Annotated in this window: 25 protein-coding genes and 1 tRNA gene; 9 read left to right on the top strand and 17 right to left on the bottom strand. The window is 63.7% G+C overall.

Annotated features, from left to right (window positions below; translation table 11 throughout):
* The first annotated feature begins 14 nt into the window (after positions 1-14).
* A complete protein-coding gene (locus tag GC088_RS06320) occupies positions 15-842 on the top strand; it encodes a ParA family protein (RefSeq protein ID WP_323961440.1) in 828 nt (275 codons plus the stop codon).
* Between the two features lie 102 nt (positions 843-944).
* Here GC088_RS06320 and GC088_RS06315 read toward each other — a convergent pair whose 3' ends face one another.
* The 5 genes from GC088_RS06315 to gcvH form a co-directional block, all read right to left on the bottom strand.
* A complete protein-coding gene (locus GC088_RS06315) occupies positions 945-1,538 on the bottom strand; it encodes a MerR family transcriptional regulator (protein ID WP_323961439.1) in 594 nt (197 codons plus the stop codon).
* Positions 1,539-1,717: 179 nt separating this feature from the next.
* Positions 1,718-2,227, bottom strand: coding sequence for a bifunctional nuclease family protein (locus GC088_RS06310; protein WP_323961438.1), 510 nt, complete (start codon positions 2,225-2,227; stop codon positions 1,718-1,720).
* 9 nt (positions 2,228-2,236) lie between these two features.
* Positions 2,237-2,986 carry a transcriptional regulator FtsR gene (locus GC088_RS06305; RefSeq protein ID WP_323961436.1) on the bottom strand — a complete coding sequence of 250 codons (750 nt, stop codon included), beginning with the start codon at positions 2,984-2,986 and terminating at the stop codon, positions 2,237-2,239.
* Between the two features lie 7 nt (positions 2,987-2,993).
* A complete protein-coding gene (locus GC088_RS06300) occupies positions 2,994-3,467 on the bottom strand; it encodes an FHA domain-containing protein (RefSeq protein ID WP_323961434.1) in 474 nt (157 codons plus the stop codon).
* Between the two features lie 77 nt (positions 3,468-3,544).
* Entirely contained in the window at positions 3,545-3,931 is a 387-nt protein-coding gene (gcvH, locus tag GC088_RS06295; RefSeq protein ID WP_323961433.1) for a glycine cleavage system protein GcvH, read from the bottom strand.
* Positions 3,932-4,159: 228 nt separating this feature from the next.
* Here gcvH and GC088_RS06290 point away from each other — a divergent pair, with 228 nt between their 5' ends.
* The 3 genes from GC088_RS06290 to GC088_RS06280 all read left to right on the top strand — a co-directional run bounded on the left by GC088_RS06290 (position 4,160) and on the right by GC088_RS06280 (position 6,918).
* Positions 4,160-5,209: an ATP-dependent DNA ligase gene (locus GC088_RS06290; RefSeq protein ID WP_323961431.1), complete on the top strand. Its 1,050-nt coding sequence runs from the start codon at positions 4,160-4,162 to the stop codon at positions 5,207-5,209.
* A gap of 94 nt (positions 5,210-5,303) precedes the next feature.
* Positions 5,304-5,954, top strand: coding sequence for a DUF6318 family protein (locus GC088_RS06285; RefSeq protein WP_323961429.1), 651 nt, complete (start codon positions 5,304-5,306; stop codon positions 5,952-5,954).
* A gap of 304 nt (positions 5,955-6,258) precedes the next feature.
* Positions 6,259-6,918 carry a hypothetical protein gene (locus GC088_RS06280; protein ID WP_323961428.1) on the top strand — a complete coding sequence of 220 codons (660 nt, stop codon included), beginning with the start codon at positions 6,259-6,261 and terminating at the stop codon, positions 6,916-6,918.
* Between the two features lie 3 nt (positions 6,919-6,921).
* Here the strand turns inward: GC088_RS06280 and ligD are convergent, their stop codons facing one another.
* Entirely contained in the window at positions 6,922-7,944 is a 1,023-nt protein-coding gene (ligD, locus tag GC088_RS06275) for a non-homologous end-joining DNA ligase (protein WP_323961426.1), read from the bottom strand.
* 53 nt (positions 7,945-7,997) lie between these two features.
* Entirely contained in the window at positions 7,998-8,834 is an 837-nt protein-coding gene (locus GC088_RS06270; protein WP_323961424.1) for a siderophore-interacting protein, read from the bottom strand.
* Between the two features lie 85 nt (positions 8,835-8,919).
* Here GC088_RS06270 and GC088_RS06265 point away from each other — a divergent pair, with 85 nt between their 5' ends.
* Positions 8,920-9,432 (top strand): PadR family transcriptional regulator, encoded by a 513-nt coding sequence (locus GC088_RS06265; protein ID WP_323961423.1) that lies wholly within the window; start codon positions 8,920-8,922, stop codon positions 9,430-9,432.
* Positions 9,432-10,247 (top strand): alpha/beta fold hydrolase, encoded by an 816-nt coding sequence (locus GC088_RS06260; protein ID WP_323961421.1) that lies wholly within the window; start codon positions 9,432-9,434, stop codon positions 10,245-10,247. The genes GC088_RS06265 and GC088_RS06260 overlap by 1 nt, the downstream gene beginning before the upstream one ends.
* 44 nt (positions 10,248-10,291) lie before the next feature.
* Here the strand turns inward: GC088_RS06260 and GC088_RS06255 are convergent.
* The 9 genes from GC088_RS06255 to GC088_RS06215 all read right to left on the bottom strand — a co-directional run bounded on the left by GC088_RS06255 (position 10,292) and on the right by GC088_RS06215 (position 18,990).
* Positions 10,292-10,365: transfer RNA gene (locus GC088_RS06255), tRNA-Pro, on the bottom strand.
* Between the two features lie 90 nt (positions 10,366-10,455).
* Positions 10,456-11,988 carry a ribosome biogenesis GTPase Der gene (gene der, locus GC088_RS06250; protein WP_323961420.1) on the bottom strand — a complete coding sequence of 511 codons (1,533 nt, stop codon included), beginning with the start codon at positions 11,986-11,988 and terminating at the stop codon, positions 10,456-10,458.
* Positions 11,989-12,005: 17 nt separating this feature from the next.
* Entirely contained in the window at positions 12,006-12,713 is a 708-nt protein-coding gene (gene cmk, locus GC088_RS06245) for a (d)CMP kinase (protein ID WP_323961419.1), read from the bottom strand.
* Positions 12,713-13,825 (bottom strand): prephenate dehydrogenase, encoded by a 1,113-nt coding sequence (locus GC088_RS06240; RefSeq protein ID WP_323961417.1) that lies wholly within the window; start codon positions 13,823-13,825, stop codon positions 12,713-12,715. Before GC088_RS06240 ends, cmk begins: the two co-directional genes overlap by 1 nt.
* Before the next feature lie 3 nt (positions 13,826-13,828).
* Positions 13,829-14,860 carry a pseudouridine synthase gene (locus tag GC088_RS06235; protein ID WP_323961416.1) on the bottom strand — a complete coding sequence of 344 codons (1,032 nt, stop codon included), beginning with the start codon at positions 14,858-14,860 and terminating at the stop codon, positions 13,829-13,831.
* 23 nt (positions 14,861-14,883) lie between these two features.
* The gene (gene scpB, locus GC088_RS06230) at positions 14,884-15,519 is read right to left on the bottom strand and encodes an SMC-Scp complex subunit ScpB (protein ID WP_323961415.1); all 636 of its coding nucleotides are present in this window, start codon (positions 15,517-15,519) and stop codon (positions 14,884-14,886) included.
* Positions 15,503-16,420 (bottom strand): segregation and condensation protein A, encoded by a 918-nt coding sequence (locus GC088_RS06225; RefSeq protein WP_323961414.1) that lies wholly within the window; start codon positions 16,418-16,420, stop codon positions 15,503-15,505. Before GC088_RS06225 ends, scpB begins: the two co-directional genes overlap by 17 nt.
* Positions 16,421-16,434: 14 nt before the next feature.
* On the bottom strand, positions 16,435-17,322 hold the full coding sequence (locus GC088_RS06220; protein WP_323961413.1) for a ParA family protein: 888 nt from the start codon (positions 17,320-17,322) through the stop codon (positions 16,435-16,437).
* A gap of 240 nt (positions 17,323-17,562) precedes the next feature.
* Positions 17,563-18,990 carry a cation:dicarboxylate symporter family transporter gene (locus tag GC088_RS06215; protein WP_323961412.1) on the bottom strand — a complete coding sequence of 476 codons (1,428 nt, stop codon included), beginning with the start codon at positions 18,988-18,990 and terminating at the stop codon, positions 17,563-17,565.
* 159 nt (positions 18,991-19,149) lie between these two features.
* On the opposite strand from GC088_RS06215, the gene GC088_RS06210 reads away from it, so the two are divergent.
* Both GC088_RS06210 and GC088_RS06205 read left to right on the top strand, forming a co-directional pair.
* Positions 19,150-20,772, top strand: a complete 1,623-nt coding sequence (locus GC088_RS06210) for a sensor histidine kinase (RefSeq protein WP_323961410.1) — start codon at positions 19,150-19,152, stop codon at positions 20,770-20,772.
* A complete protein-coding gene (locus GC088_RS06205; RefSeq protein ID WP_323961408.1) occupies positions 20,765-21,475 on the top strand; it encodes a response regulator in 711 nt (236 codons plus the stop codon). Before GC088_RS06210 ends, GC088_RS06205 begins: the two co-directional genes overlap by 8 nt.
* Here the strand turns inward: GC088_RS06205 and GC088_RS06200 are convergent, their stop codons facing one another.
* Positions 21,476-22,462: a sigma-70 family RNA polymerase sigma factor gene (locus tag GC088_RS06200; RefSeq protein ID WP_323961407.1), complete on the bottom strand. Its 987-nt coding sequence runs from the start codon at positions 22,460-22,462 to the stop codon at positions 21,476-21,478. It lies immediately after the preceding gene.
* Positions 22,463-22,620: 158 nt separating this feature from the next.
* Between GC088_RS06200 and GC088_RS06195 the strand changes: the two genes are divergently transcribed.
* Positions 22,621-23,061, top strand: a complete 441-nt coding sequence (locus tag GC088_RS06195) for a VOC family protein (RefSeq protein ID WP_323961406.1) — start codon at positions 22,621-22,623, stop codon at positions 23,059-23,061.
* Positions 23,062-23,175 lie beyond the last annotated feature (114 nt).

The following is a 23,175-nucleotide window of genomic DNA, read 5'->3' as shown; positions in this document are numbered from 1 at the left end:
TATTGGTTCATCAAGTGCAAGTTGTGAGCATCAGCAGCCTCAAAGGTGGGGTCGGCAAGACCTCGGTCACCCTGGGACTGGCATCCGCGGCGTTGTCTGCGGGGATTCCCACTCTTGTTGTAGACCTTGATCCTCATGCTGACGCCACTACCGGCCTCGGGGTGCAGGCCGACCACCAAATGGACATCGGCAGGCTATTGAAGAACGCCCGGCGCGGAGACCTTGCCGGGAATGTGGTGCCAAGCGGTTGGGTCAAGACGGCTGTCAAACGAAACTCGAAGACGTCCGCTCCCGTCCTCGACGTGGCAATGGGCTCCGCCTACTCCGGAATCTACGACCGCCCGGATCTCGGAAAGCGCGACCTCCGCCGTCTCTCCATGCTGTTGGACCGAGTGGAGGGCTACCGTCTGGTCCTGGTGGACTGCCCGCCCTCGTTGAACGGGCTGACCCGCATGGCCTGGACGGCGAGCAATCGTGTGTTGCTCGTGGCGGAACCGGGCCTCTTCTCCGTTGCCGGCACAGAGCGCACCATGCGTGCGATCGAACTATTCAAGAACGAGTTTGCTCCCAATCTCACCCCGGCGGGCATCGTGGCCAACCGGGTCCGCACCGGATCCAACGAACACACGTTCCGCCTGAACGAGATGAAGCAGATGTTCGGTGACCTGCTTCTCAGCCCCACGATTTCCGAGCAAGCAAACTGGCAGCAGATCCAGGGTGCGGCGCACGCTGTACACCACTGGCCGGGCGAGTCAGCAAAGCAGGCAGCCGGATACTTCGATGACCTGCTGCGCACCCTCCTGGACACAGGGCGGATGCGCAACCGGGTGGCCCGCCGCTAGGCATTAAACCGGTCTCCAGAACCACACCCCCGGGCAACAATGTCCCCCTGAAACACGAAAGCCCCGCACATGGCGGGGCATTTCTGTTTCGGCGACAGTGTGTCAGCTGATCTTGCGCGCTGCTCGGCGCTTGCTCAGTTCGTCGTCGGGGAATTCCTGATTTGCCGCATGCTCGCTGGGCAGTGCGGCAAGGCTACCTTCGACCTCACGCCAGACACGGCCGACGGCGATTCCGAAGACGCCCTGTCCACCCTGGACGAGGTCAATCACCTCGTCAGCGGAGGTGCACTCGTAAACGCTGGCGCCATCGCTCATGAGGGTGATCTGTGCAAGATCCTCGACACCGCGTTCGCGGAGGTGCTCGACCGCGCTCCGAATCTGCTGCAGTGAAACGCCGGTGTCCAAGAGACGCTTGACGACCTTCAATACCAGGATGTCCCGGAAGCCGTACAGCCGCTGCGATCCTGATCCTGAAGCACCGCGCACCGCAGGTTCCACCAGACCCGTACGCGCCCAGTAGTCGAGCTGGCGGTAGGTAATGCCTGCGGCCTTGCAGGCGGTAGGCCCGCGGTAACCTGCGTCCTCGTCAAGCACTGGAAGGTCTTCGGTGAAGAGCAGGCCCTGTGCGCTGGCAGGTATGGCTCCACCCGTTGTGGCTGCGTTGGAACCCGTGCCGGCGTCGCCTTTCGGACTCACGTGTTGCCTCCTCGTTCTGGTTCCCGGGGGAAGTGGCACATGCCGAGGTCCACAGGGTAATAAAAGTCTTTCCTGAGTTTACAGCGGGTGCGGTGGGAACTGTATGCTTCGACGTTAGATCCCCGGATACCCGAGGTCAAAGACGCAGGGCATAACAATCCGGGCGTGTCGCCTCTTCCCTAACGCTCGAAATCCTCGGGCTCGACGTCGGCCAGGAACTCTCGGAACTGCTTCAGCTCGCGTTCGGCGTTCTCCTGCCCCTCTGCAGAGGAAGCCTCGCCGGCATCCTCGTCTGCCTCGCTGATCTCCACTCCGGTGTCCTCAACTACCTGGGGCGCGCAGTAGATAGGGCACGGAACCCGAAGAGCAATCGCGATCGCATCGGACGCGCGGGAGCTGACGGTCGTGCCGTCCTCGAAGACCACTTCGGCGTGAAAAACGGTGTCTTCAACGCGAACAATCCGTACTTCCGTCACGCTGTGGTTCAGGGCAGCGACGATGCTCACGAGAAGATCGTGGGTCATGGGACGAGGGGGAATGATGCCTTGTTGGACGAACGCGATCGCGCTGGCTTCCGGTGCGCCGATCCAGATGGGGATGTGGCGCGTTCCCCCAGATTCTTTCAGCAGGACGAGGGGCTGGTTGGAGGGCAACTCGATACGTACCCCGACCACATCCATCTCGATCATGTCTGCCTCCTAGTTTTCCATCCGTGCGATCTGTCCCTGAACCAGGGCGCTGTGGAGGTTGAGGCAAAGCTCGCTTATTTCGCGAGCTGTCTCAGCGGCGCGGGCCTTCGAAGCGACGTCGCGACGGGAGGCGACCGGGGCTACCACGCGTTCAACCAGGCCAAGCTCGCGGTCTGCCGCGGCGCGGAAAGGCCGGAGATGCCGGGGCTCAATACCGTGTGATTCGAGCTGTACGCAGGCGCGGGTGATCTTCAGGGCGTGCTCATCGAACCGGCCGTCAACTTCGGAGATGAGCCCGAAGGACATGAGGTCCTGGATAAGCTCCGGACGCGCACCGGCCTCTGCAGCCAGTGTTTCCCGAGTGAGCCGGCGGGAATGCGAGCCAAGTTCGCGGGCGAGCTGATCCGAGACCATTCGCGGAGCGAGCGTAATTCCGCCCGGCAGGTTATCGGGACGCTCACCGCGATCGATAGCGTCAAGGTAGTCCTTGATGACTTTCAAAGGCAGGTACTGGTCGCGCTGCAGGGCCAGCACAAAGCGCAGGCGGTCGACGTCGACCGCTGTGTACTTGCGGTACCCGGCACGCGTCCGCTGCGGGCTGATGAGGCCCTTTTCCTCAAGGAAGCGAATCTTGGACGCGCTGATCTGGGGGAAGTCCCCTGCCAGCTCGGTGAGGACCTCCCCGATATTCAGGACGTTCCCGGTAACGCGCTCCGGGGCGATGCCCACGGAACGCCGGGACGGCTGGGAGGAGGGCATGAACGTCCTAGTCCTGCGAGGGTGAGACGCTGCCGGCGGCGTAGAAGGTGAGGCGGAACTTACCGATCTGTACCTCATGCCCATTGCGCAGGACCACGCTGTCAACGCGGTCGTTGTTGACGTAGGTCCCGTTGAGGCTGCGGGCATCGACCACTCGGAACCCTTCCGGGCCACGGCGGAACTCCGCGTGCTTACGGGACACGGTCACATCGTCGAGGAAGATGTCGGCGTTCGGGTGGCGCCCCGCAGTGGTGATGTCCTCATCCAGGAGGAAACGTGCACCGGCGTTGGGGCCGGAGTGGGCGATCAGGAGCGCTGACCCTGCAGGCAGGGCTGCTACAGCCGCGCGCTCCTCCCTGGTGAGGCGGGGCTCGACCGAGGGGCCGGCTGGCTGCGGGGGAAGGCCGATAGTGGTGGTCTCAGGTGAGGGCACGCGCGATCCCGAAGCGTCCTGTGCGGCTGCGTTGTTCTCGCCTACCATTGTGAAAATTCCTCCCCAAAACGCGTGGCCAACCGGTCCCCCGGCTGGCCACTAACCTTAAGCCTAAGCCTGTGACTCTAGCCTACCTGCTGTGCGTATTCCGAAGAACTGAGAAGTTCCTCAACCACGGAGCTGTCCTCGACGCGAATCTCAAGAAGCCAGCCATCACCGTAGGGGTCGGAGTTGATGAGGGCGGGATCGCCGTCGAGCGCTTCATTACGGCTGACCACTTCACCGCTCACCGGCGCATAGATATCGCTGACGCTCTTGGTTGACTCCACTTCGCCCACGACGTCGGACGAGGCGACGGTGGAGCCGGCCTCCGGCATCTGGACGTACACGACGTCGCCGAGGGCGTCCTGCGCGAAGTCAGTGATGCCCACGCGCACAACGCCGTTGTTGTCGGGCGCGGTCACCCACTCGTGTTCGGAGGTGTAGTAGAGGTCTTCCGGAACGTTGCTCATTGTCGGCCTTTCGTGGGCACCGGACGGATACTGCTGTGAATCGGCGGCCGCTTTCTCCGGGGTCGCATTCCCCCGGGCCGGGCCACAGGTTCGAGTATAGGCACAGGGCGCGTGCCGCGCGTCACCCCGCATGCGCTCCTGCCAACTACTGGGGATCCTCCGGCGGATACCCCTCTCCGCAACAGTTCCTCTGCTGTCTTTTCCCGTGCATTAGGGCAGGATCGAATCATGACTGAGCTGCCCTTCCCCCTTCAGCCGATGCTCGCAAAAGCCGTCGATGCCGTTCCGGACGCGGACAGCGTTCCCGGCGGTCTAATCTACGAACCCAAGTGGGACGGCTTCCGCGCGATCGTGCGAATCGAGAACGGCACGGGCGAGATAGGCAGCCGCGGCTCCAAGACCCTTACCCGCTACTTCCCGGAACTGGTTGAGGCGCTGCTCGAGAACCTTCCCGAACGGTGTGTCGTGGACGGAGAGATAGTCGTACGGCGCGGCGAGCCCGGAGCTGAACGTCTCGACTGGGAGGCACTCTCACAACGTATTCACCCGGCCGACAGCAGGGTGAAGTTGCTTGCGAAGGAGACACCGGCGTCGTTCATCGCCTTCGATCTCGTAGGGCTCGACGAGCACAACCTGCTCGAGGTGCCCTTCGCCGAGCGCCGGAAGGCGCTGGAAGGCATCGCGGAGACCTTCTCCGAGCCGGTGCATCTGTCGCAGGTGACAGACGACGTCGAACTCGCCCGCCGCTGGCTCGTTGAGTTCGAAGGTGCAGGACTGGACGGCGTGGTGGCAAAGCCGCTTACCGCGGCCTACGAGCCGAACAAGCGGCGGATGCTGAAAGTGAAACACAAGCGCACGGCCGATGCGGTCGTGGTGGGCTACCGGGTTCACAAGAGCGGTCAGGGCGTAGGTTCCCTGCTTCTTGGCCTGTACGACGACGGCGGTGAGCTTCGGAATGTGGGCGGCGCGTCTGCTTTTTCCGACAAGCGGCGGCTCGAGCTCGTGGAGGAACTTGCACCTGACGTAGTGCGGGACGAAGACGGGGAGGCTGTGCTGGGCGAGACCGATCGCAGCCGGTTCGCGTCCGCGAAGGACGTGTCCTACGTCCGCCTGCATCCGCGCCGGGTTGTGGAGGTGCGGTACGACCAGATGGAGGGCGACCGCTTCCGGCACACCGCCCAGTTTGAGCGGTGGCGGCCGGACCGCGAGGCGAAATCCTGCACCTTCCAGCAGTTGGAAATTCCTACCGCGTACGACCTGAACGAGGTTCTTGCGTAAAGCTTCTCGGGCGCTGTGGATAAGCTCTGGGCGATTCACCGCGCATGGTTAGGATGGGTTTCGGCTCACAGACAACCATATGGTCGGGGAATTCATGGCTCAGTCTCGCAGGGCGCACATCCTTCTCGGTGCGTCCATCTCAGTTCTTCTGCTCACCGGGTGCCAGGGCGGTGATCCCAGCGCTGTCCAGACTCCTGTGGAATCGGCGAGCGCTTCTTCGTCGGCTTCCGCATCGGCTTCTCCGACGGCGGATCCTACTCCCACTCCGTCTCCGGCTTCCGCCGAAGGACCGGCCGTCAACCTGCCCGTCCCCGAGAAGCCCGCGCTGGCCGACGAGAACTCCGTGGAGGGCCTGGAGGCGTTCACGAAGTGGTGGTTCGAACTGCTGAACTACGCCTACGCCACGAATGACCTTGGGCCTCTGAAGGCCGTGACAGACGAAGGTTGCACCACCTGCCAAAACATCGAAGAGTCGATTGCGCAGGTTTATGCGGACGGCGGATGGATGTCCGGCGGGGATGTATCGCTCGATTCATTCAATACTGACTTCAGGCCAATCGAGGGTGGGGCTATTGACGCGTTCGTCGGCAACACCCAAGCAGCGACAACTGTCTACGATTCGGCTGGATCTACTATTGGCCAATTCCCAGAACAACGGTACGAGGCTGCTTCACTCTTCCGGGCGATCTATGTGGAGAACGCGTGGCTTGTAGTCGACTACGGATTTAGTTCATCCGGCGAATGACATGCGATCCCTAACTTCCACAACTGCAATTCAGCTGACACTCGTTCTTGCCCTAGCGAGCCTTTTCCCATCGACCCCTGCAACGGCGGATAGCGGAAGTCTCAATCCAACCCTTGGTGAGGATTTTGCAGCCGTCGACCAGAAGGTCCCAGGAAGAGTCGACGGTTCGGAAGGTCTTCCGGAATCTTCGGGACAGCCGCCAGCCGCCGTAGTGAATGAGTCCGAGGCTACTAGCAACATCTCCTACAGGTACGAGAGGGTGTGTCTTCAGGGGGTCGGAGACTTTCTGGACCCGGCTGAATGTGTGAGGGTAAATGCACAGTGTGACGCGGAGCCGGACGGTGCACTTGTCGCGTGGATCGCGGTGGACAGTTCCACTACTCCCCCGACCGAAACCCCGACGGGCGAGCGCTCCTGCCTCTACCCCAACTCTCCCGCTCCCGAACCTCCAAACGGCGGCGAAGCGGCCGAACCCGCCGTCGTAATCACCCTTGAGGACTTCCAAAGCCAGCCCATCGTCGCGGCCACTGTGGTCTCGGAGCCGGGTAACTTCGGACTCCTCGGCGGCCACAACAACGTGTGGGCCGATGCCGAAGAGCAGGAGTTCACCTTCGAAACGCTGGGCGACCAGGTGACTATCCGCGCCTGGCCCGTGGCCTACGACTGGAATTACGGTGACGGCGGCACGCGAACCACGCAGACCGGAGGACATTCAGTGCCAGAGTCGGACTGGCTTCTGGTCGAAACACCCACGAGCCACGTTTATCCCGCCACCGGGGACTACAACCTCGTGCTCACCACCCGGTTCAACGGTGACTACTCCGTGAACGGCGGCCCATGGACTCCCATCGTGGGCCAGGCTGCCGTCGAATCCGAGCCGCATCTAATCAGCATCTGGCGCTCCGACAACCGGCTCGTTGACGGCTCGTGCACTCAGGACCCAACAGCGTGGGGCTGCTCCTAGGAGTTACTTGTCCTTCTTGGCACGGCTCGGCTGAACGCGGGGCGGCTCCCCCGGCATCTTCGGGTAATCCGGAGGGAAGGGCAGCTCGCCCAGACCAGAGTCAAGGTCCCGCTGCCACCAGTCCAACAGGGTGTCGATACTTCCCGGGCTCGCATGGAAATCAGCCCAGGGATCGCCAACGGTCCGCAGCCGTTCGGGAACGGTAAGGATCGTGAACTCCTTCGGGTGCACATTCTCCAGCTCATCCCAGGTGATGGGACAGGAAACCGGGGCATGCGGAAGAGCCCGAGGACTGTACGCGCCGGCAATCGTCCGATCGCGGTTGGCCTGGTTGAAGTCCACGAAGACCCTCTGCCCGCGCTCCTCCTTCCACCAAGACGTTGTCACCTTGTCCGGCATGCGGCGCTCCAATTCCCGGGCCGCCGCGATGACAGCATGCCGGACATCCAGGAACTCCCGCACAGGCTCGATCGGGGCATAGACGTGGATGCCGCGGTTGCCGGACGTCTTCAAAGAGGCTTCCAACCCGGCCTCCTTGAGCACATTGCGCAACTCGAGCGCTGCCGGCACTGCGTCGTCGAAATCAGTACCCGGCTGAGGATCCAGGTCGATCCGCAGCTGGTCCGGGTTGTCCGAATTCTCAGCGCGGGACGGCCACGGATGGAAAACCACAGTGTTCATCTGTGCCGCCCACACTGCAGCGGCAGGTTCGTCGATCACCAACTGAGGGTGGGAACGCGCGCTTGGATACTCGACCTTGACCGACCGGATATAGTCAGGCGCGCCCTTAGGTGGATTCTTCGAGAAGAATTGTTCGCCGTCGACATTGTCCTTGAATCGCTGAAGCGCAAGGGGCCGGTCGCCGTTAGCGGCGATGAAGGCCTCGCCCACGTCGACCAGGTACTGGGCCAGATCCAGCTTGGTCAGGCCAAGCGCCGGCCACATGACCCTGCTCGGACTGGAGATGCGGACCTCGCGTGGGCCGTTGGGCCCATCAACGGACAGGACTGTCGCCTCGGATGCCATGCGTCCAACATACTCCGGCGCCCCCGCCTCGTGCCCGCTGCGGCTCGCCGCCGTCAGGCGGGGAGAACGATCCCGATCGGCTCCCGTTTCTCCGCCTGGAAGCGGTCCTCAGTTCGTCCTGCTGCCCAGTAACCGGACAAGGAGAGCTGGGACTTCTCGAGACCGCGTTCCTTCAGGAAAACGTCCCGGAGGGTCTTCATCGACTCACGCTCACCATGCGCAAACACATGTACCCGGCCCTCGGGCCACGAGTAGGCCGATACAGCGCCGGCCAGCAACGATGGGGTCGAATCGTCACGCCCCTCCCTGCGCACCCAGACAACTTCGACGCCGGCGGGCTTGGCAAGGTCGACGACGTCGTCAGGTGCACCGTGCTCAAGGAAAGCCACCCCTGAAGCATCGGGAGGAAGGGACTCCAAGGCGGCAGAGATAGCTGGAAGGGCCGATTCGTCCCCGGCGAAAAGATGCCAGTCAGCGGTGAGGTCGGGCGAATAGGCGCCGCCGGGTCCCATGAGCGCAATCCTCTCCCCCGCTTGCACGCGAGCAGCCCACGGCCCGGCGAGCCCCTCATCACCGTGCACCACAAAGTCCACGTCGATCGTGCGTTCCTCGGAGTTCACGCGGCGCACAGTGTAGGTCCGGGTGACAGGTACGTCCTCTGCAGGCAAAGTGTCGCGCAGGGCGACAAGGTCGTAGGGCGGCTCCAGTCCCAGCTCAGGATTGGCGAACAACAGCTTCACATAGCTGTCGGTGACCGCCTTCTGCTGGAACTGGTCGAAAGCGGGACCTCCAAGGGTCACCCGAACCACATGAGGCGTCACCCATGCTGTACGGACCACCTCGAAGACAAGCTGAGGGCGGGGCGGTCTAGCGGGCGTTGCGTTCTGCATTATTCCAATTTCTCACGCTTACCACCGAAGCTCAGAACCGGCGTGAACTTGCGTGCCCGCATATATGCATGGTCCTATATAGGACATGTCCCTCAAGCACTCTATCCTCGGCCTCCTCGCATTGCGCGCGATGACGGGCTACGACCTGAAGAAAGCGTTCGACGGGTCCGTCGCGCACTTCTGGAACGCCGATCAGGCCCAGATTTATCGAACGCTTGCAAAGCTCACCGAGGAGAAGCTTGTCACTGTGCACGTGCTGCCGCAGGACGGCAAGCCTGACAGGCGGGAGCACCGCATAACCGACGCCGGTCAAGCGGAACTTTCAACCTGGCTGCGCTCCCCGCTACCGGCGGAAGCAACACGAGAACCATTCTTGGCGCGTATCTTCTTCGCCGGTGAGGAGGAAGACCCGGAACTGGTGAGGGAAATGATCGCAAACCGCCGCGCTGCTGCGCGGGAGCGTCTTAACGCCCTCGAATCGATTTCGGCCAGCGGCGATTCTCTTGCAGCCCGGCTGCGACGGGCCACCCTACGCAACGGTATTGACCACCTACGGACCGAACTCAGCTGGCTCAGAGACTTGGAGAAAGAACTTTGATGCATGTCACCGAATACCACTCCGGTTCAACGGAATCCGTCCTGTTCCTGCACGGAGGGAATGTGGCTGGCTGGATGTGGCACGCTCAGGCCGAAGCCCTGCCCGGCTTCCACGCACTGGTCCCCGATTTGCCCGGCTTCGGCGCATCCTCGCATATCCGTTGGACAAGCCTCGAGGAAGTAGTGGATGCCCTTGCGGAAGTCATCGCCGAGCAGGCCCATGGAGGGCGGGCCCACGTCGTCGGGCTCTCACTTGGCGGAGTGCTTGGTGTGCTGCTCACGGCTCGGCACCCGGACCTGGTCCGGAGCACATTCGTTTCCGGCGCCGCGATCGACGGTGTTCAGGGGTTCACCCGCGCGGCCGGACTTTGGCAGCTCAAGCTGTGGGGACTGGCGTCCTACTGGCGCGGCCTTGCGGGGGCGTTCCGCCTTCCGGCGGACTCGGTAGAGCAATTCGTGGTCACCGGGTTGTCGATTCACCGTCCGTCGGCACAGCGCATGATGACACAGGTCTACGACGGTATACAGGATCCGCAACTTGCAGGGCTTCAGAGTGCAAACTTCGCTGTGCTCGCGCTCGCCGGTGAATTGGAGCCCCGCATGGTCCGTTCGTCGTTGGAACGAATTACTAGTCTGGTCCCACAGTCGGTGGCGCGCCTGGCTCCCCGTATGCATCACGTCTGGAGCGGGGAGGATCCGGAACTGTTCCATCGAGTGCTGACCCACTGGCTGGAGCATGCGGAGCCGTCGCCGGAGTTGCTGCCGGTGAATCCGGAGCAGTCCGGCCAGGGGTTCGCACCTGAAGAGACGGCTTAAACGACAATCGCCCGGTGAAACCGAAGTTCCACCGGGCGAATTTGTCGGGATGACAGGATTTGAACCTGCGACCCCTTGACCCCCAGTCAAGTGCGCTACCAAGCTGCGCCACATCCCGATCGGCTCAGACATTCCGTCCGAACCACCTGAAGAATCCTATCCTATCGCCGGCCGTATCGACGAACCGGCACGGGGACAGGAACAGGACCTACTTCTTGCGCCCCCGCTTCTCGCGCACACGCATGCTGACCTCAATCGGCGTTCCTTCGAAACCGAAGGTCTCGCGGAGACGGCGGGTGATGAACCGCCGGTAACCGGGGTCGAGGAATCCGGTGGTGAACAGCACGAACCTGGGTGGACGCGACGAGGCCTGCGTCCCGAACAGGATGCGGGGCTGCTTTCCACTCCGCAGCGGGTGCGGATGCGCCGCAACCAGCTCACCCAGGAACGCGTTCAGCTTGCCCGTCGGGATGCGCTTGTCCCAGGACTCCAGCGCGCGGTCGAGCGCCGGCACCAGCCTGTCCTTGTGCCAACCGGTCTTGGCGGAGATGTTCACCCGCGGCGCCCAGTCGACGTGCGCAAGATCCTGCTCGATCTCGCGTTCGAGGTAGCGGCGGCGTTCGTCGTCGAGCAGGTCCCACTTATTGAAGGCGAGAACGAGCGCGCGACCGGACTCGATGGCGAGGTTCAGGATGCGCACATCCTGCTCGCTCAGCACCTCGTCGACCGCCAGAAGAACGACGGCGACCTCCGCCTTCTCGAGCGCGGACTGGGTACGGAGCGAAGCATAGAAATCAGCGCCCTGCTGCATGTGCACCCGACGGCGGATGCCCGCGGTGTCCACGAACCGCCAGGTCCGTCCGCCCAGCTCGATCATCTCGTCCACAGGGTCACGGGTGGTCCCGGCCAACGGATCCACCACGACTCGCTCGGAACCGGCCAGCTTGTTCAGCAGGGACGACTTCCCGACGTTCGGGCGGCCGATCAGTGCCACTCGGCGAGGACCGCCGGAGCGCTCCAGCCCGCCGTAGGCAGAAAATTCCGGCAGGACCTCGACGGCGCGATCCAGCATGTCGGCCGTTCCGCGCCCGTGCAGTGCGGAGACCGGCATGGGCTCACCGAGTCCGAGAGCCCACAGCGCTGCGGCGTCGGCCTCGTTCTGCACATCGTCAACCTTGTTTGCCACGAGGATGACGGGCTTCTTCTTGCGGCGCAGCATCCGAACCACGGCCTCGTCCGTGGCCGTGGCGCCAACAGTCGCATCGACAACCATGAGCACGGCGTCAGCGAGGTCGACGGCGGCCTCCGCCTGGTCGGCAACACGGGCGTGGATGCCGCGCGCGTCATGTTCCCATCCGCCGGTGTCCACCAGGGTGAAGTTGGTGCCGCTCCAGGTTGCCGAGTACATCACGCGGTCGCGGGTGACGCCCGGGGTGTCTTCGACAACGGCCTCACGACGGCCGAGGATGCGGTTCACCAACGTGGACTTGCCGACGTTGGGCCGGCCCACGATGGCAAGGACCGGGTCCAGCCGGACCGGCGCGTCGTCGTCGTACTCGCCCAGTTCCTGGGCAAGGAGTGCTGCGTCCTCCTCGTCGAGTTCGTACTCGGCCAGGCCGGCACGCAGGGACTCTGCCCGGCGCTCCGCCTCCGCCTCATCGAGGGCATGGACGTGCTCGGCCACGGAGTCCTCGCTCGCGGGCTCGTACTCGTCCTCAAGTTCGGTCTGGTTCTCGCTCATGTGCGCGATCCTTCGTGTTAGTGGTGGGCGACGGTGCGCACAACATCCAGCACGGCCGTCACGGTCTGCTCAAAATCCAGGTCCGACGAGTCAACGGTAACTACACCGTTGGCGGCCTGGTGGAAATTCACCACGGAGGAGTCCCTGGCATCTCGGGCCAGGACCTGCTGCTTCAGCTGCTCCGCGGTTTGGGTGCCACCCAGCTGATCCCCGCGGCGGCGCAACCGCGCCTCCTCGCTTGCGGTCAGGAGGATCCGCACCTCGGCATCGGGCGCGACAACGGTGGTGATGTCCCTGCCCTCGGCAACGATTCGGTGGTGTGAGTCGGCGATAATCTGCCGCTGCCGCCGGATCAGCTCACTGCGTGCACCAAGCGTGGTGGCGACGGCGCTGACGGCGCGCGTCACGCGCGGTTCACGAATGGCGTCCGTGACGTCGATGCCGCTGACAAGGACCGCCTCCGTATCCGGACGCGTGCTGATGGAAAGGTCCAGCTCCCGGGTGGCACGCTCCACGGAGCCGGCGTCGGTCAGGTCGACACCCTTCTCCAGGCAATGCAGCGTGACGGCACGGTACATGGCTCCCGTATCGAGGTAGGCCGCGTGCAACCGCCGGGCGGTCTCCCGGCTGACGCTCGATTTTCCGGATCCCGATGGCCCGTCGATGGCCACCACCAGGGACTTGCCGAACCGGAAACGGGTCATTGTTGACGTATCTGTGTCCATTACTGGACCACCTTCCATCCGCGGCTGGTGAGGAAATCGGTGAGTTCGTGGCGCTTCCCCGGCAGCACCGACAGCTCGGCCAGGCCTACCTGCCGCTCCGGCGAGTGTTCCAACCGGAGGTCCTCGAGGTTGATGCCGGTGTCGCCGATCTCGGTCAGCAACCGGGCGATCTGGCCAGGTACGTCGTCGACCAGCACCGTCAGCTTCGCGAACGCCTCGGGAGGCGTGCCGTGCTTACCCGGGATTCGAGCCTGGCCGATATTTCCCTCGGCAATCAGCTGGGCCATATCCAGCCGCGCTCCCTCACCCAAGGGATTCTCGAGAGTGCCGATCAGCCGGTTCAGGTCTTCGCGTACACCGTAGAGGATCTCGACCAGGCGGCCAGCGTTCGCGGACAGGATCTGGACCCAGAGGCGCGGGTCGCTGGCGGCGATACGGGTGACGTCACGCAGTCCGTTGCCGGCGAGCGAGAGCGCGTGAGCGGGTGTGTCCTGCAGTCGGCTGGCCAGCAATGAGGACAGCACTTGCGGCAGGTGGGAGATAACGGCTACTGACTGGTCGTGTTCCTCCGCCGACATCCGGGAAACAACGCCTCCGAGGTCGATTGCCAGCGCCTCTGCCGTGCGCACCGCATCGGGAGCGCTCTTCTCCGACGCACAGATGACCCACGGCATGGAGGTGAACAGCTCGGCACGCGCGGCCACCGGGCCGGATTTCTCCCTGCCGGCCATCGGGTGGGTGCCAACGTAACGGGAGAGGGCGCCGTCGTCGGCCTTTTTCGCCACGGCCTGCAGGACCGCGTCCTTGACGCTGGCAATATCGACGACGACGGCGCGCGGGTACGAGGCCAGAGCCTCCAGCACCAGCGACCCGGTGACGTCGGGCGGCGCAGCGACAACGACCAGTTCCGGCGAGAAATCCTCGCCGGCACCGTCGAGGGGACGGCCCGCACCGATGTCCTGGGCCACCGCCTGCGTGGACGGTGAGAGGTCTGACAGCACGACGTCCAGACCGCGCCCGCGCAGTCCAAGTCCAATGCTGGTTCCCAGCAAACCCGTTCCGATGATCAGCACCGGACCGGACAGGTGGGTACCACTGTTCGTGACGGTCATGAGCTACATCTCCACGGCGGCCAGGAGATGCCCAACTTCCTGACGGCCCAGGACGCGGATGCTGCCCTGCCGCTGGTCTCCCACTCGGATGGGGCCGAACTGCGTGCGCACAAGTCGCTCGACGGGATGACCGACCGCGTCGAAAAGGCGGCGGACAATGCGGTTGCGTCCCGAATGCAGGACAACCTCGACAAGCACATGTCCGGGGGTGGAATCGACCAGCTTGAACGAATCGACCTTCGCGAGGCCGTCCTCGAGTTCGATGCCTTCCTTCATCTGCGCACCGATGCCGTGCGGCATGGGACCGCGAACCTGGACAAGGTAGGTCTTCGGTACCTCGTACGAGGGGTGGGTAAGGCGGTTGGCCAACTCGCCGTCATTGGTGAGCAGCAGCAGCCCCTCGGTGGCAACGTCCAGACGCCCGACGTGGAACAGGCGTTCGCCCTTCCGGTTCTTCAGGAAGTCGCTGATGCAGGGGCGGCCCTCGGGATCATCCATGGTGGAGACAACGCCCTTGGGCTTGTTGAAGGCGTAGTACTTCATGGTGTCGTTCAGCTGCAGCCGGATGCCGTCAACGTGGATAACGGCAGTGGCAGGGTCAACACGTACACCGAGGTCGGTCACGATACTGCCGTCCACCTCTACCCGACCATCCCTGATCATGTCCTCACAGACACGCCGGGAAGCGACGCCGGCAGAGGCCATCACCTTCTGAAGGCGGACGCCGTCGGGATCGTGCACATCGAGACGGTCCACCGGGGGCGCCTTCGGACGCCGCGGGCGGTGAACGGGGCCAAGGTTGCGCCCAAAGCGCTCCTTCGCGAACGGGGCCGACCCGGCCGAAGCGCCCTTCTGCGCCTTGCCCGAGCCCTGCGGCTTCCCGGTTGCCTGCGACTTGCCCGCGCCTTTTGCCCCGGATGCGCCCTTCGACGAGCGGGCGGTCTTGCCGACCTTTCCAGTGTTGCCGGCGGGGTCGGAGGCATGGCTGCGTCCGGCGCGGTTCCTTCCGGATCCGGAGCGGGGCGCGTGTGTCATTGGGAATCCTTAGCTGTTGTGCGTCAGTACGCTGTGTCGTCGAAGTCCTGCAGGTTTTCCAGGCCCGGCAGGTGCGGAGAGAGCTTGGGCAGCTCGGCTACGGTGCTGATACCCAATCTTTCCAGAAAAAGCGGCGTGGTTCCGTAGAGCACCGCGCCGGTCTCCGGATCCGTGGCCACATCAGCGATGAGTCCGCGCTGAATGAGTGTGCGGACAACCGAGTCGACGTTCACCCCGCGGATCGCCGACACCCGGGACCTGGCTACAGGTTGCCGGTAGGCAATGACCGCCAAGGTTTCCAGCGCCGCCTGCGACAATCGCGCGCTCTGGCCTTCAAGGACAAAACGACCGACGACGGCGGCGAACTCGCTCCTGGTGTAGAAACGCCACCCGCCTGCAACATTGCGAAGCTCGATGCCTCGTCGCCTCAGCGGCTGGGCATCCGTGCCCGGACCAGTATAACCGTCGTACTCGGCCCGAAGGTCCTGCAGGGCTTCGCGCACCTGGTCCACCGGTACGTCCAACGCAGTCGCAAGCTGCACATCGGTGACCGGCTCCTCTACGACAAGGAGAACCGCTTCGACGGCGGCGAGCACTCCCCCGGGCAACGACGCCACATCGGGACCCGTTCCCGGTGTCTCCTCAGCCCGCTCTGTCATCGGTTGCTCCCTCACCTGCTCCTTTGTTGCCCGCCGCTGACCCGGACGGGTCCAGGTCGTACTCCTCGCTGATGCTCTCAGCGGTCCATTCCCGTTCCCCGGCCGACCAGCGCACTGTCAGTTCACCGAGCGGCGCGGTCTGGTCCATGGTGATCACGGCATCCCGGAACATCTCCAGCAATGCAAGGAACCGGACAACCACCACCAGCAGCGACTCCGCGTCTGCGGCGAGCTGCCGGAATGACAGGACGCCGTGCTCCTGAAGCCGGTGTCCGATGATATCCGCCTGTTCCCGGACGCTCACAGCCGGTGCATGGAGGTGTCCGATTCCCACCTCGGTGGGAGCCGGTTCGCGCGGTTCAAGCGCCTTGGCAGCGACAGCGGCGAAGTCCGACGCCGACATCCGCCACGTCAGTTCCGGCATCATGGCTGCGAATTGGGGTTCGAGTGCGACGCTGCGCGGGTACCGTGCGCTTTCCTCGGCGAGGCGGTCACCCATCCGGCGGGCGATCTCCTTGAAGGCCTTGTATTGAAGTAGGCGCGCGAACAGGAGGTCGCGGGCTTCAAGAAGCGCAATGTCCTCGTCATCCTCGACCTCGCCCGCCGGCAGCAACCTGGCCGCCTTCAGGTCCAGCAGCGTCGCGGCGATCACCAGGAATTCACTTGCCTCGTCCAGTGAGAAGCCATCCCCCGCAGCGGTGGCCGCGCGAATGTAGCCGATGAACTCGTCCGTGACTTTTGCCAGTGCGATCTCGGTGATGTCCAGCTCGTGCTTTGAAATCAGGCTCAGCAGGAGGTCGAAGGGACCGTTGAAGTTCTCGAGGCGAACTTCAAAACGCCCGCCGCTTGTGGGCTCCTCCGCCGCGAAGGGCGCGCCGTCGTCGTCAGCTTTCGCCGCCATCGGAAGATGGCTGCTTACGGTGCACCGCCGCGCCAGATCAGTTCACGGGCAAGGTTGCGGTACGCATCTGCGCCTGAGTGGTTCCCCGCGTAGGTGGTGATCGGCTCGGCCGCCACCGTGGCGTCCGCGAACTTGATGGTGCGCTTGATGACGGTCTCGAACACCTTGTCACCGAATGCCTCAACGAGCCGGGCAATGACCTCGCGGCTGTGCAGTGTCCGTGCGTCATACATGGTTGCCAGGACGCCGTCGACCTGCAGTCGCGGGTTCAGGCGGTCCTGGACCTTTTCGATGGTCTCGACCAGGAGGGCAACGGCGCGCAACGCGAAGAACTCGCAGATCAGCGGGATGATGACGCCGTGCGCAGCCGTGAGGGCATTGACCGTCAACAGTCCGAGCGAGGGCTGGCAGTCGATCAGGATGACGTCGTAATTGTCTTCAACCTTCCGCAGTGCGCGCTCCAGCACCTGCTCACGTGCAACTTCGTTGACGAGCTGGACCTCAGCTGCGGAGAGGTCGATGTTTGCGGGCAGCAGGTCGATGTTCTCGACGCCGGTCTGCTGGATGGCGTCCTCAATGTTGACCTTGCGGTCCATAAGGACGTTGTAGACGGTGACGTCAAGCTCGTGAGGATTGGTGCCCAGGCCTGCGGACAGCGCACCTTGCGGGTCGAAGTCGACAAGCAGCACGCGCCGGCCGGCTTCTGCGAGCGCGGCACCCAGGTTGATGGTGGAGGTGGTCTTGCCCACCCCACCCTTCTGGTTGACCATCGCGATCACGCGTGCCGGGCCGTGCGAAGACAGCACGGGCGGCTCGGGGAATTCCGTGACCGGGCGTCCGGTGGGGCCGATCTCGGAGTCGGTTGCGTCCTTCAGAGTTATTGAACCCTGTTCGCTACTCACGTATCTGTCCACGCTTCCGTCTAGTGCTTCTTCAGTAACGGGTTACTGTTCGCTTGCTTTCCAACGTTACAGCCGACGCCGGTCGCACCCGCGGAAATGCGCCGGCAGCCCTCCGCGAGCCTTGAGTCTCAAGTTGAGGTTCAAAGTTGACCCGGAATTAAAGTCACCCCCCTCCGTGAAACCGCAGGAGACACCCCTTATGCCGCGCATAAGGGGTGTCTCCTGCTGGATGAATGGGGGTTAGCGGCGTGCAGCTACCCGGTCGTCATCGCGGCCCTCGAGGTGGGCCTCGGCCACGTCGGCCTTGGTCTCGGCTCCATCCTCGGCGGTGTCGGCCTTCGCGTCCTCGAAGTGTCCGGCACTCATGGTGGTCTCATCGAACGGCAGGCGTCCGGAGAGCACCTCGTCCACCTGGTCGCGCTGGATCTCCTTGGTCCAGGTACCGATCAACACGGTGGCCACGGCATTTCCGGTGAAGTTGGTCAGTGCGCGCGCCTCGGACATGAAGCGGTCGATTCCTACGATGAGGCCGACGCCGTCCACCAGGTCGGGGCGGTGCGACTGCAAGCCGCCTGCAAGAGTTGCGAGGCCCGCGCCGGTTACGCCGGCTGCACCCTTGGACGCGATGATCATGAAGATCAGCAGCGAGATCTGCTCGCCCAGGGCAAGGGGGGTGCCCAGCGCCGATGCCACGAACAGCGCCGCCATAGTCAGGTAGATGGCCGTGCCGTCGAGGTTGAAGGAGTAACCGGTGGGGACCGTTACGCCGACAACCGGCTTGGACACACCGAGGTGCTCCATCTTGGCGATCAGGCGCGGGAGGGCCGCTTCGGAAGAGGAGGTCGAGAAGATCAGCAGGTACTCACGTCCGAGGTACTTCATCAGCTTGAAGATGTTGACACCTGTGACGATCTTGAGCAGGCCGCCGAGGATAACCACGATGAAGACGATGCAGGTGATGTAGAAGGCAGCCATCAGGGTGAACATGCTCACGATCGCCTGGACGCCTGTCTGCCCCACGACTGCTGCGATTGCGCCGAACGCACCCAGCGGTGCAAGCCACATGACCATGATGAGGATGCGGAAGACGAGGGCCTGGATGTGACCGATGCCGCGCAGGACCGGCTTGCCCGCCGGGCCCATCTTCTGCAGCGCGAAGCCGACCAGCAGGGCAACGAACAGTGTCTGCAGGATGCTTTCACCGGTCAGCGAGGAGAGCAGGGTGGTCGGAATGATTCCGAGGAGGAAATCGACCGTACCCTCGCCTTCCTTGGCCTCGGTCTCATAGGTGGCTCCCGAGATGTCCAGACCTTCACCGGGCTGGACGATGTTGCCGACCACAAGGCCGATGGCGAGCGCAAAGGTGGACATAAGCATGAAGTAGCCGAGGGCGAGGCCGCCGACCTTGCCGACAGTGGCCGCCTTCGCGATGGATCCGATGCCCAGAACGATGGTGCAGAAGATGATCGGCGCGATCATCATCTTGATCAGGCCGATGAACGCGGTGCCGATGGGCTTGAGGGCGACCCCAACCTCCGGCGCGACGAGACCCAGGATGGCGCCGAGAATAACCGCGGCGATGACCGCGATGTACAGGAAGTGGGTCTTGTCCACTCCCTTGCGTGGCTTGCCTGTCGCTGCGACAGACTGTGCAGGCGTCTTCGCCATGCTTTTACTCCTTATGCTGGTAGGCGGCCCATCGGCCGGATCCCTACCATCCTGCGGCGGTACAGTGATGTGGGTCACCATTGCGTTCATACTGTTCGCCGTGCGTTTACCCAACTGCGCGCAACAAGGGACGGACTTGAGCAGAGGAGCGTGTTGGACGTGAGGAACTGGAGCCTTGCCCGCCAGTTTTTCGTCGGTCAGCTCGTCTTTGTCCTCGCCCTGACCAGCGTGATCTCCTGGGTGCTCTACCTCGATGCCGAGGACAATACGTTCGACTCCGAATCTCAGCGGATGCTGGCCGTGGCCACCACGTTCGCCAATGATCCGTTCGTGGGCGAGTCTGTGCAGGCGCCGGACCCGAGCCGCCTGCTGCAGCCCTATGCCGCCGAAGTGATGGACGAGCTTGGCGTTGACTTCATCACCATCATGGACACCGACCGCACCCGCTACACCCACCGCAATGAGAGCGAGATCGGCGGCCGGTACATCGGGTCCATCGAACAGGCGCTGTCCGGAAGTCCTCACGTCGAGGTTTTCACCGGCACCCTGGGCCCCTCGGTCCGCGCCATCGTTCCAGTGTTCGGCGCGGGCGACAATTCTGCGGAAGAAGTCATCGCCCTGGTCTCCGCCGGAGTCACCGTGGACACCGTGTCCATCGCGCGCAATGCCCAGCTGCCCCTGGTCTGGCTGCTTGCCTCCGGCGCACTCATCGCCGGAACGGCAGTCTCCCTACTGCTCAGCCGCCACCTGCGCCGGGCCACGCTGAACCTCGGCACGCAGGAACTTTCACGCATGTTCGTCTTCTACGACTCGGTGCTCCACTCAGTTCGGGACGGCCTCGTGCTGACCAACCTGCAGGGAGAGCTGGTTCTGTACAACGACCAGGCAGCTTCCCTGCTGAACCTCCCGCCCTCGGTGCCAGGGCAGCCGGTGCCGGTGTCCGACGTCGGGCTCTCCCCTTCCATCCGCGAGCTGCTGGCGAGCGGCCGGCGCGCCGTCGACGAACTGCACGTCACCGACGACCGCGTCCTTGTGGTGAACCAGGAACCTGCGGTTCCCGCTTCGGGCACCAAGCCGCTGGGCACGGTGACCACCATCCGGGACCACACCGAGCTCGAGGCGCTGACCGATGAGGTGCAGACGATGCGGACGCTCACCGGCGCCCTGCGAGCGCAGACGCACGAGCATGCGAACCGGCTGCACACGATTGTCTCCCTGATCGAGCTCGATCGCAGTACCGAGGCGCTCGAATTCGCCACACGGGATCTGGAGCAATCACAGCAGCTGACCGACGAGGTAGTGGCGGCGATCGACGAGCCGTTCATCACCGCACTGTTGGTAGGCAAGGCCGCGCAGGCCAACGAGCGCGGGCTGCACCTGTCCATCGATGTGCCCGGCGTTCTGCAGACCGGCGGCATGGACCCGCGGGACCTCGTCACCATCATCGGGAACCTGCTGGACAACGCGTTCGACGCCGCGGCCGCCTCGGATGACCGCTCGGTGGACCTGTCTATCCGGCCCGATGAGGAACACACCGACGTCGTCATCATTGAAGTGTGGGACAGCGGGCCCGGCCTGGACAGCGACCAGCTGGGCAATATCTTCACCCTCGGGTTCACCTCCAAGGGTGCCGCAGGCACGCGCGGGCTGGGGCTGGCTCTGGTGCGGCAGGCTGTGCACCGCCTCGGCGGCACAATTCACGCAACCAACGACGGCGGCGCCCGCTTCACGGTCCGTCTCCCCCTTGGAGGGCCTTCAGGAAGGAAGGAGCAGCATGACTGAAACCCCCGGCAGCGAGCCGATCCGGGTGCTCGTCGTGGAGGACGATCCCATCTCGGCCGAGGCCCACGCGCTGTACGTCCAGCGCCTGGACGGTTTCGAACTGGCCGGCACAGCCGCTACCGGATCCGACGCACTCGCCGCGCTGCGCCGGGATTCGCCGGGTCGGGCGGTTGATTTGGTGTTGCTGGACATGAACCTTCCCGATCTGCACGGACTGGACATCATCCGCCGGATCCGCGGCTCCGGCAGTGCGGTGGACATCATTGCGATCACTGCGGTGCGAGACCTCTCCGTGGTCCGGTCGGCCATCTCCTCCGGGATTGTGCAGTACCTGATCAAGCCGTTCACCTATTCGGCGTTCAGCGACAAGCTGGGAAACTACCGGCAGTTCCGCCAGAACCTGCAGGCCCAGGCTTCATCGACGACGCAGTCGGAGGTGGACAACGCCCTGGCGGCCCTGCGTCCGTCGGCGCAGGCAGTTCTGCCCAAGGGGCTCTCGGAGGAGACGCTTCGGGCGGTTATCTCCTTCATGTCATCGGCGTCTGCGCCGGTATCAGCCGTCGAGGTCGCATCGTCGCTGGCGCTGTCTCGTGTGACTGCTCGGCGTTACCTCGAGTACCTCGCCGACAACGGATCCGCCGGTCGCACGCCTCGGTACGGAACCCGCGGCCGCCCGGAGCTTGAGTACACCTGGAACCGGTGATCAGCGCTCGTCGACTCTGTCGGGCAGGCCGAAGGCCGGGAAAAGCTCCGGATAGAGGAAGTTGTGGTGGCCCACGATGCGGCCGTTCGCGGTTTCGATGACCTGGATTGCAAATGGCTCCCACAGGCCGGGCTCCACAAAGTGGTAGGCGCCGAAACCCGCTGTCCCATTGACCATTACAGGCAGCAGGCGGCTGTCCTTGCACACGATCCCCTGCCCTAGGAACCAGGCTGCGCAGTCTTCCGGTCCGCGCAGCCATAGCCTGAATGGCGGCATCGACAGCACCGCGTCATCGCGCAGCAGCGAGACAAGGCGGTCGATGTTGTAGCTTTCGAACGCTTCAACGTACTGCTCGAGCAGTTCCGCATGTTTGCGGTCCATCGTCGACATCAGCTCGGGACCGCGGTGCGCTGCAAGTGTCTTCCGGGCGCGCTGCAGCGCGCTGTTCACGGACGCGACTGTCTGCTCCAGTAGCGCCGCTGCCTCGCTCGCCTTCCACGCGAGGACCTCACACAGAATGAGCACCGACCGTTGCAGCGGCGGCAGGTGCTGCAGTGCAGCGATGAACGCCAGGCGAATCGATTCCTTTGCGAGCGCCACTTCCGCCGGGTCCGCCGTCAGGTCAATGACCTTGCTGTCCGCGATGGGCTGCACGAAGACGGTCTCCGGAAGAGGCTCCCCAAGCACCGCAGCGGAGGTGGGGGTGGCTCCACCCAGGTCCATGGGTCGCGCACGGCGTTGGGGACTACGGAGCATGTCGATGCACACGTTATGGGCGATCCTGTACAGCCAGGTCCTCAGGGAAGACCGTCCGTTGAAATCCGCACGCCGGTCCCAGGCCTTGAGCAGGGTTTCCTGGACAGCGTCCTCCGCTTCGGCTCCTGATCCCAGCATCCGGTAGCAGTATCCGGTCAGCTCGCGGCGATACGCCTCTGGATCCTGCTCGGAGGATTTGGTCGACTGTTCGGGCTCCATCGTGGAGTGCATGGAACCAGCCTAGGGCGGCTTTCCAGCCGAGAAAGGCCGCGTCGCAAAAGTTTTCCGGAATTTCCTCCTGCGACCGACCGATGATTTTCGGTACGCCCCGCCGTCTATTGGTTGAGCGAGCAATCTCGCCGCCGTTCATCCAACCGAAGGAGAGCATCATGGCCACCAGCGTCTTCATCAACCTTCCTGTCAGGGATTTGCAGAAGTCCAAGGACTTCTACACGAGTTTCGGCTGGACCCTGAATCCGGCTTTCAGCGATGAGAACGCCGGGTGCATCGTAGTCAGCGACACCATCTACGTGATGATCCTGACGCACGATCACTACCAGCAGTTCACCGAAAAGCAGATCGCCGATACGTCCACCACATCCGCAGTACTCAATGCCATCAGCGTCGAAACCCCTGAGGAGATCGACGACCTTGTAGACAAGGCCATCGCGGCTGGCGGGACTGAGGGCAAACCCCAGGACTACGGCTTCATGCGCTCGCGCACCTTCGCAGACCCGGACGGCCATTCCTGGGAATTGCTGTGGATGGACCCCATTGCACAGACCGGAAACTGGGAAGCGGTTCAGGAGAAGTACCCCCAGCAGGCCTGAATTCGGCACACTGACAACCGACGACGGCGGCACTCAGGTCTGGGAGCCGCCGTCGTCTTGTCAGCGGGTTTTGTATACAGCCGCAAGGCCTGACCCTAGATAATGTGCGTCCAC

Origin of the sequence: Arthrobacter sp. JZ12 (genome assembly GCF_035189165.1) — a bacterium.
In the GTDB taxonomy this organism is placed as follows: Bacteria; Actinomycetota; Actinomycetes; order Actinomycetales; family Micrococcaceae; genus Arthrobacter_D.
Note: the sequence above shows the minus strand (reverse complement) of the source record. Positions and strands in the feature narration are given on the sequence as shown.

Coding starts and splice junctions, on each gene's coding strand:
- der (WP_323961420.1), bottom strand. CDS start 11,988: ATGAGCGAGAACCAGACCGAACTTGAGGACGAGTACGAGCCCGCGAGC.
- scpB (WP_323961415.1), bottom strand. CDS start 15,519: ATGACAGAGCGGGCTGAGGAGACACCGGGAACGGGTCCCGATGTGGCG.
- GC088_RS06260 (WP_323961421.1), top strand. CDS start 9,432: ATGCATGTCACCGAATACCACTCCGGTTCAACGGAATCCGTCCTGTTC.
- GC088_RS06215 (WP_323961412.1), bottom strand. CDS start 18,990: ATGGCGAAGACGCCTGCACAGTCTGTCGCAGCGACAGGCAAGCCACGC.
- GC088_RS06310 (WP_323961438.1), bottom strand. CDS start 2,227: ATGATCGAGATGGATGTGGTCGGGGTACGTATCGAGTTGCCCTCCAAC.
- cmk (WP_323961419.1), bottom strand. CDS start 12,713: ATGGACACAGATACGTCAACAATGACCCGTTTCCGGTTCGGCAAGTCC.
- GC088_RS06265 (WP_323961423.1), top strand. CDS start 8,920: ATGTCCCTCAAGCACTCTATCCTCGGCCTCCTCGCATTGCGCGCGATG.
- GC088_RS06300 (WP_323961434.1), bottom strand. CDS start 3,467: ATGGTAGGCGAGAACAACGCAGCCGCACAGGACGCTTCGGGATCGCGC.
- GC088_RS06270 (WP_323961424.1), bottom strand. CDS start 8,834: ATGCAGAACGCAACGCCCGCTAGACCGCCCCGCCCTCAGCTTGTCTTC.
- GC088_RS06285 (WP_323961429.1), top strand. CDS start 5,304: ATGGCTCAGTCTCGCAGGGCGCACATCCTTCTCGGTGCGTCCATCTCA.
- gcvH (WP_323961433.1), bottom strand. CDS start 3,931: ATGAGCAACGTTCCGGAAGACCTCTACTACACCTCCGAACACGAGTGG.
- ligD (WP_323961426.1), bottom strand. CDS start 7,944: ATGGCATCCGAGGCGACAGTCCTGTCCGTTGATGGGCCCAACGGCCCA.
- GC088_RS06225 (WP_323961414.1), bottom strand. CDS start 16,420: ATGGCGGCGAAAGCTGACGACGACGGCGCGCCCTTCGCGGCGGAGGAG.
- GC088_RS06205 (WP_323961408.1), top strand. CDS start 20,765: ATGACTGAAACCCCCGGCAGCGAGCCGATCCGGGTGCTCGTCGTGGAG.
- GC088_RS06200 (WP_323961407.1), bottom strand. CDS start 22,462: ATGCACTCCACGATGGAGCCCGAACAGTCGACCAAATCCTCCGAGCAG.
- GC088_RS06240 (WP_323961417.1), bottom strand. CDS start 13,825: ATGACCGTCACGAACAGTGGTACCCACCTGTCCGGTCCGGTGCTGATC.
- GC088_RS06290 (WP_323961431.1), top strand. CDS start 4,160: ATGACTGAGCTGCCCTTCCCCCTTCAGCCGATGCTCGCAAAAGCCGTC.
- GC088_RS06235 (WP_323961416.1), bottom strand. CDS start 14,860: ATGACACACGCGCCCCGCTCCGGATCCGGAAGGAACCGCGCCGGACGC.
- GC088_RS06305 (WP_323961436.1), bottom strand. CDS start 2,986: ATGCCCTCCTCCCAGCCGTCCCGGCGTTCCGTGGGCATCGCCCCGGAG.
- GC088_RS06195 (WP_323961406.1), top strand. CDS start 22,621: ATGGCCACCAGCGTCTTCATCAACCTTCCTGTCAGGGATTTGCAGAAG.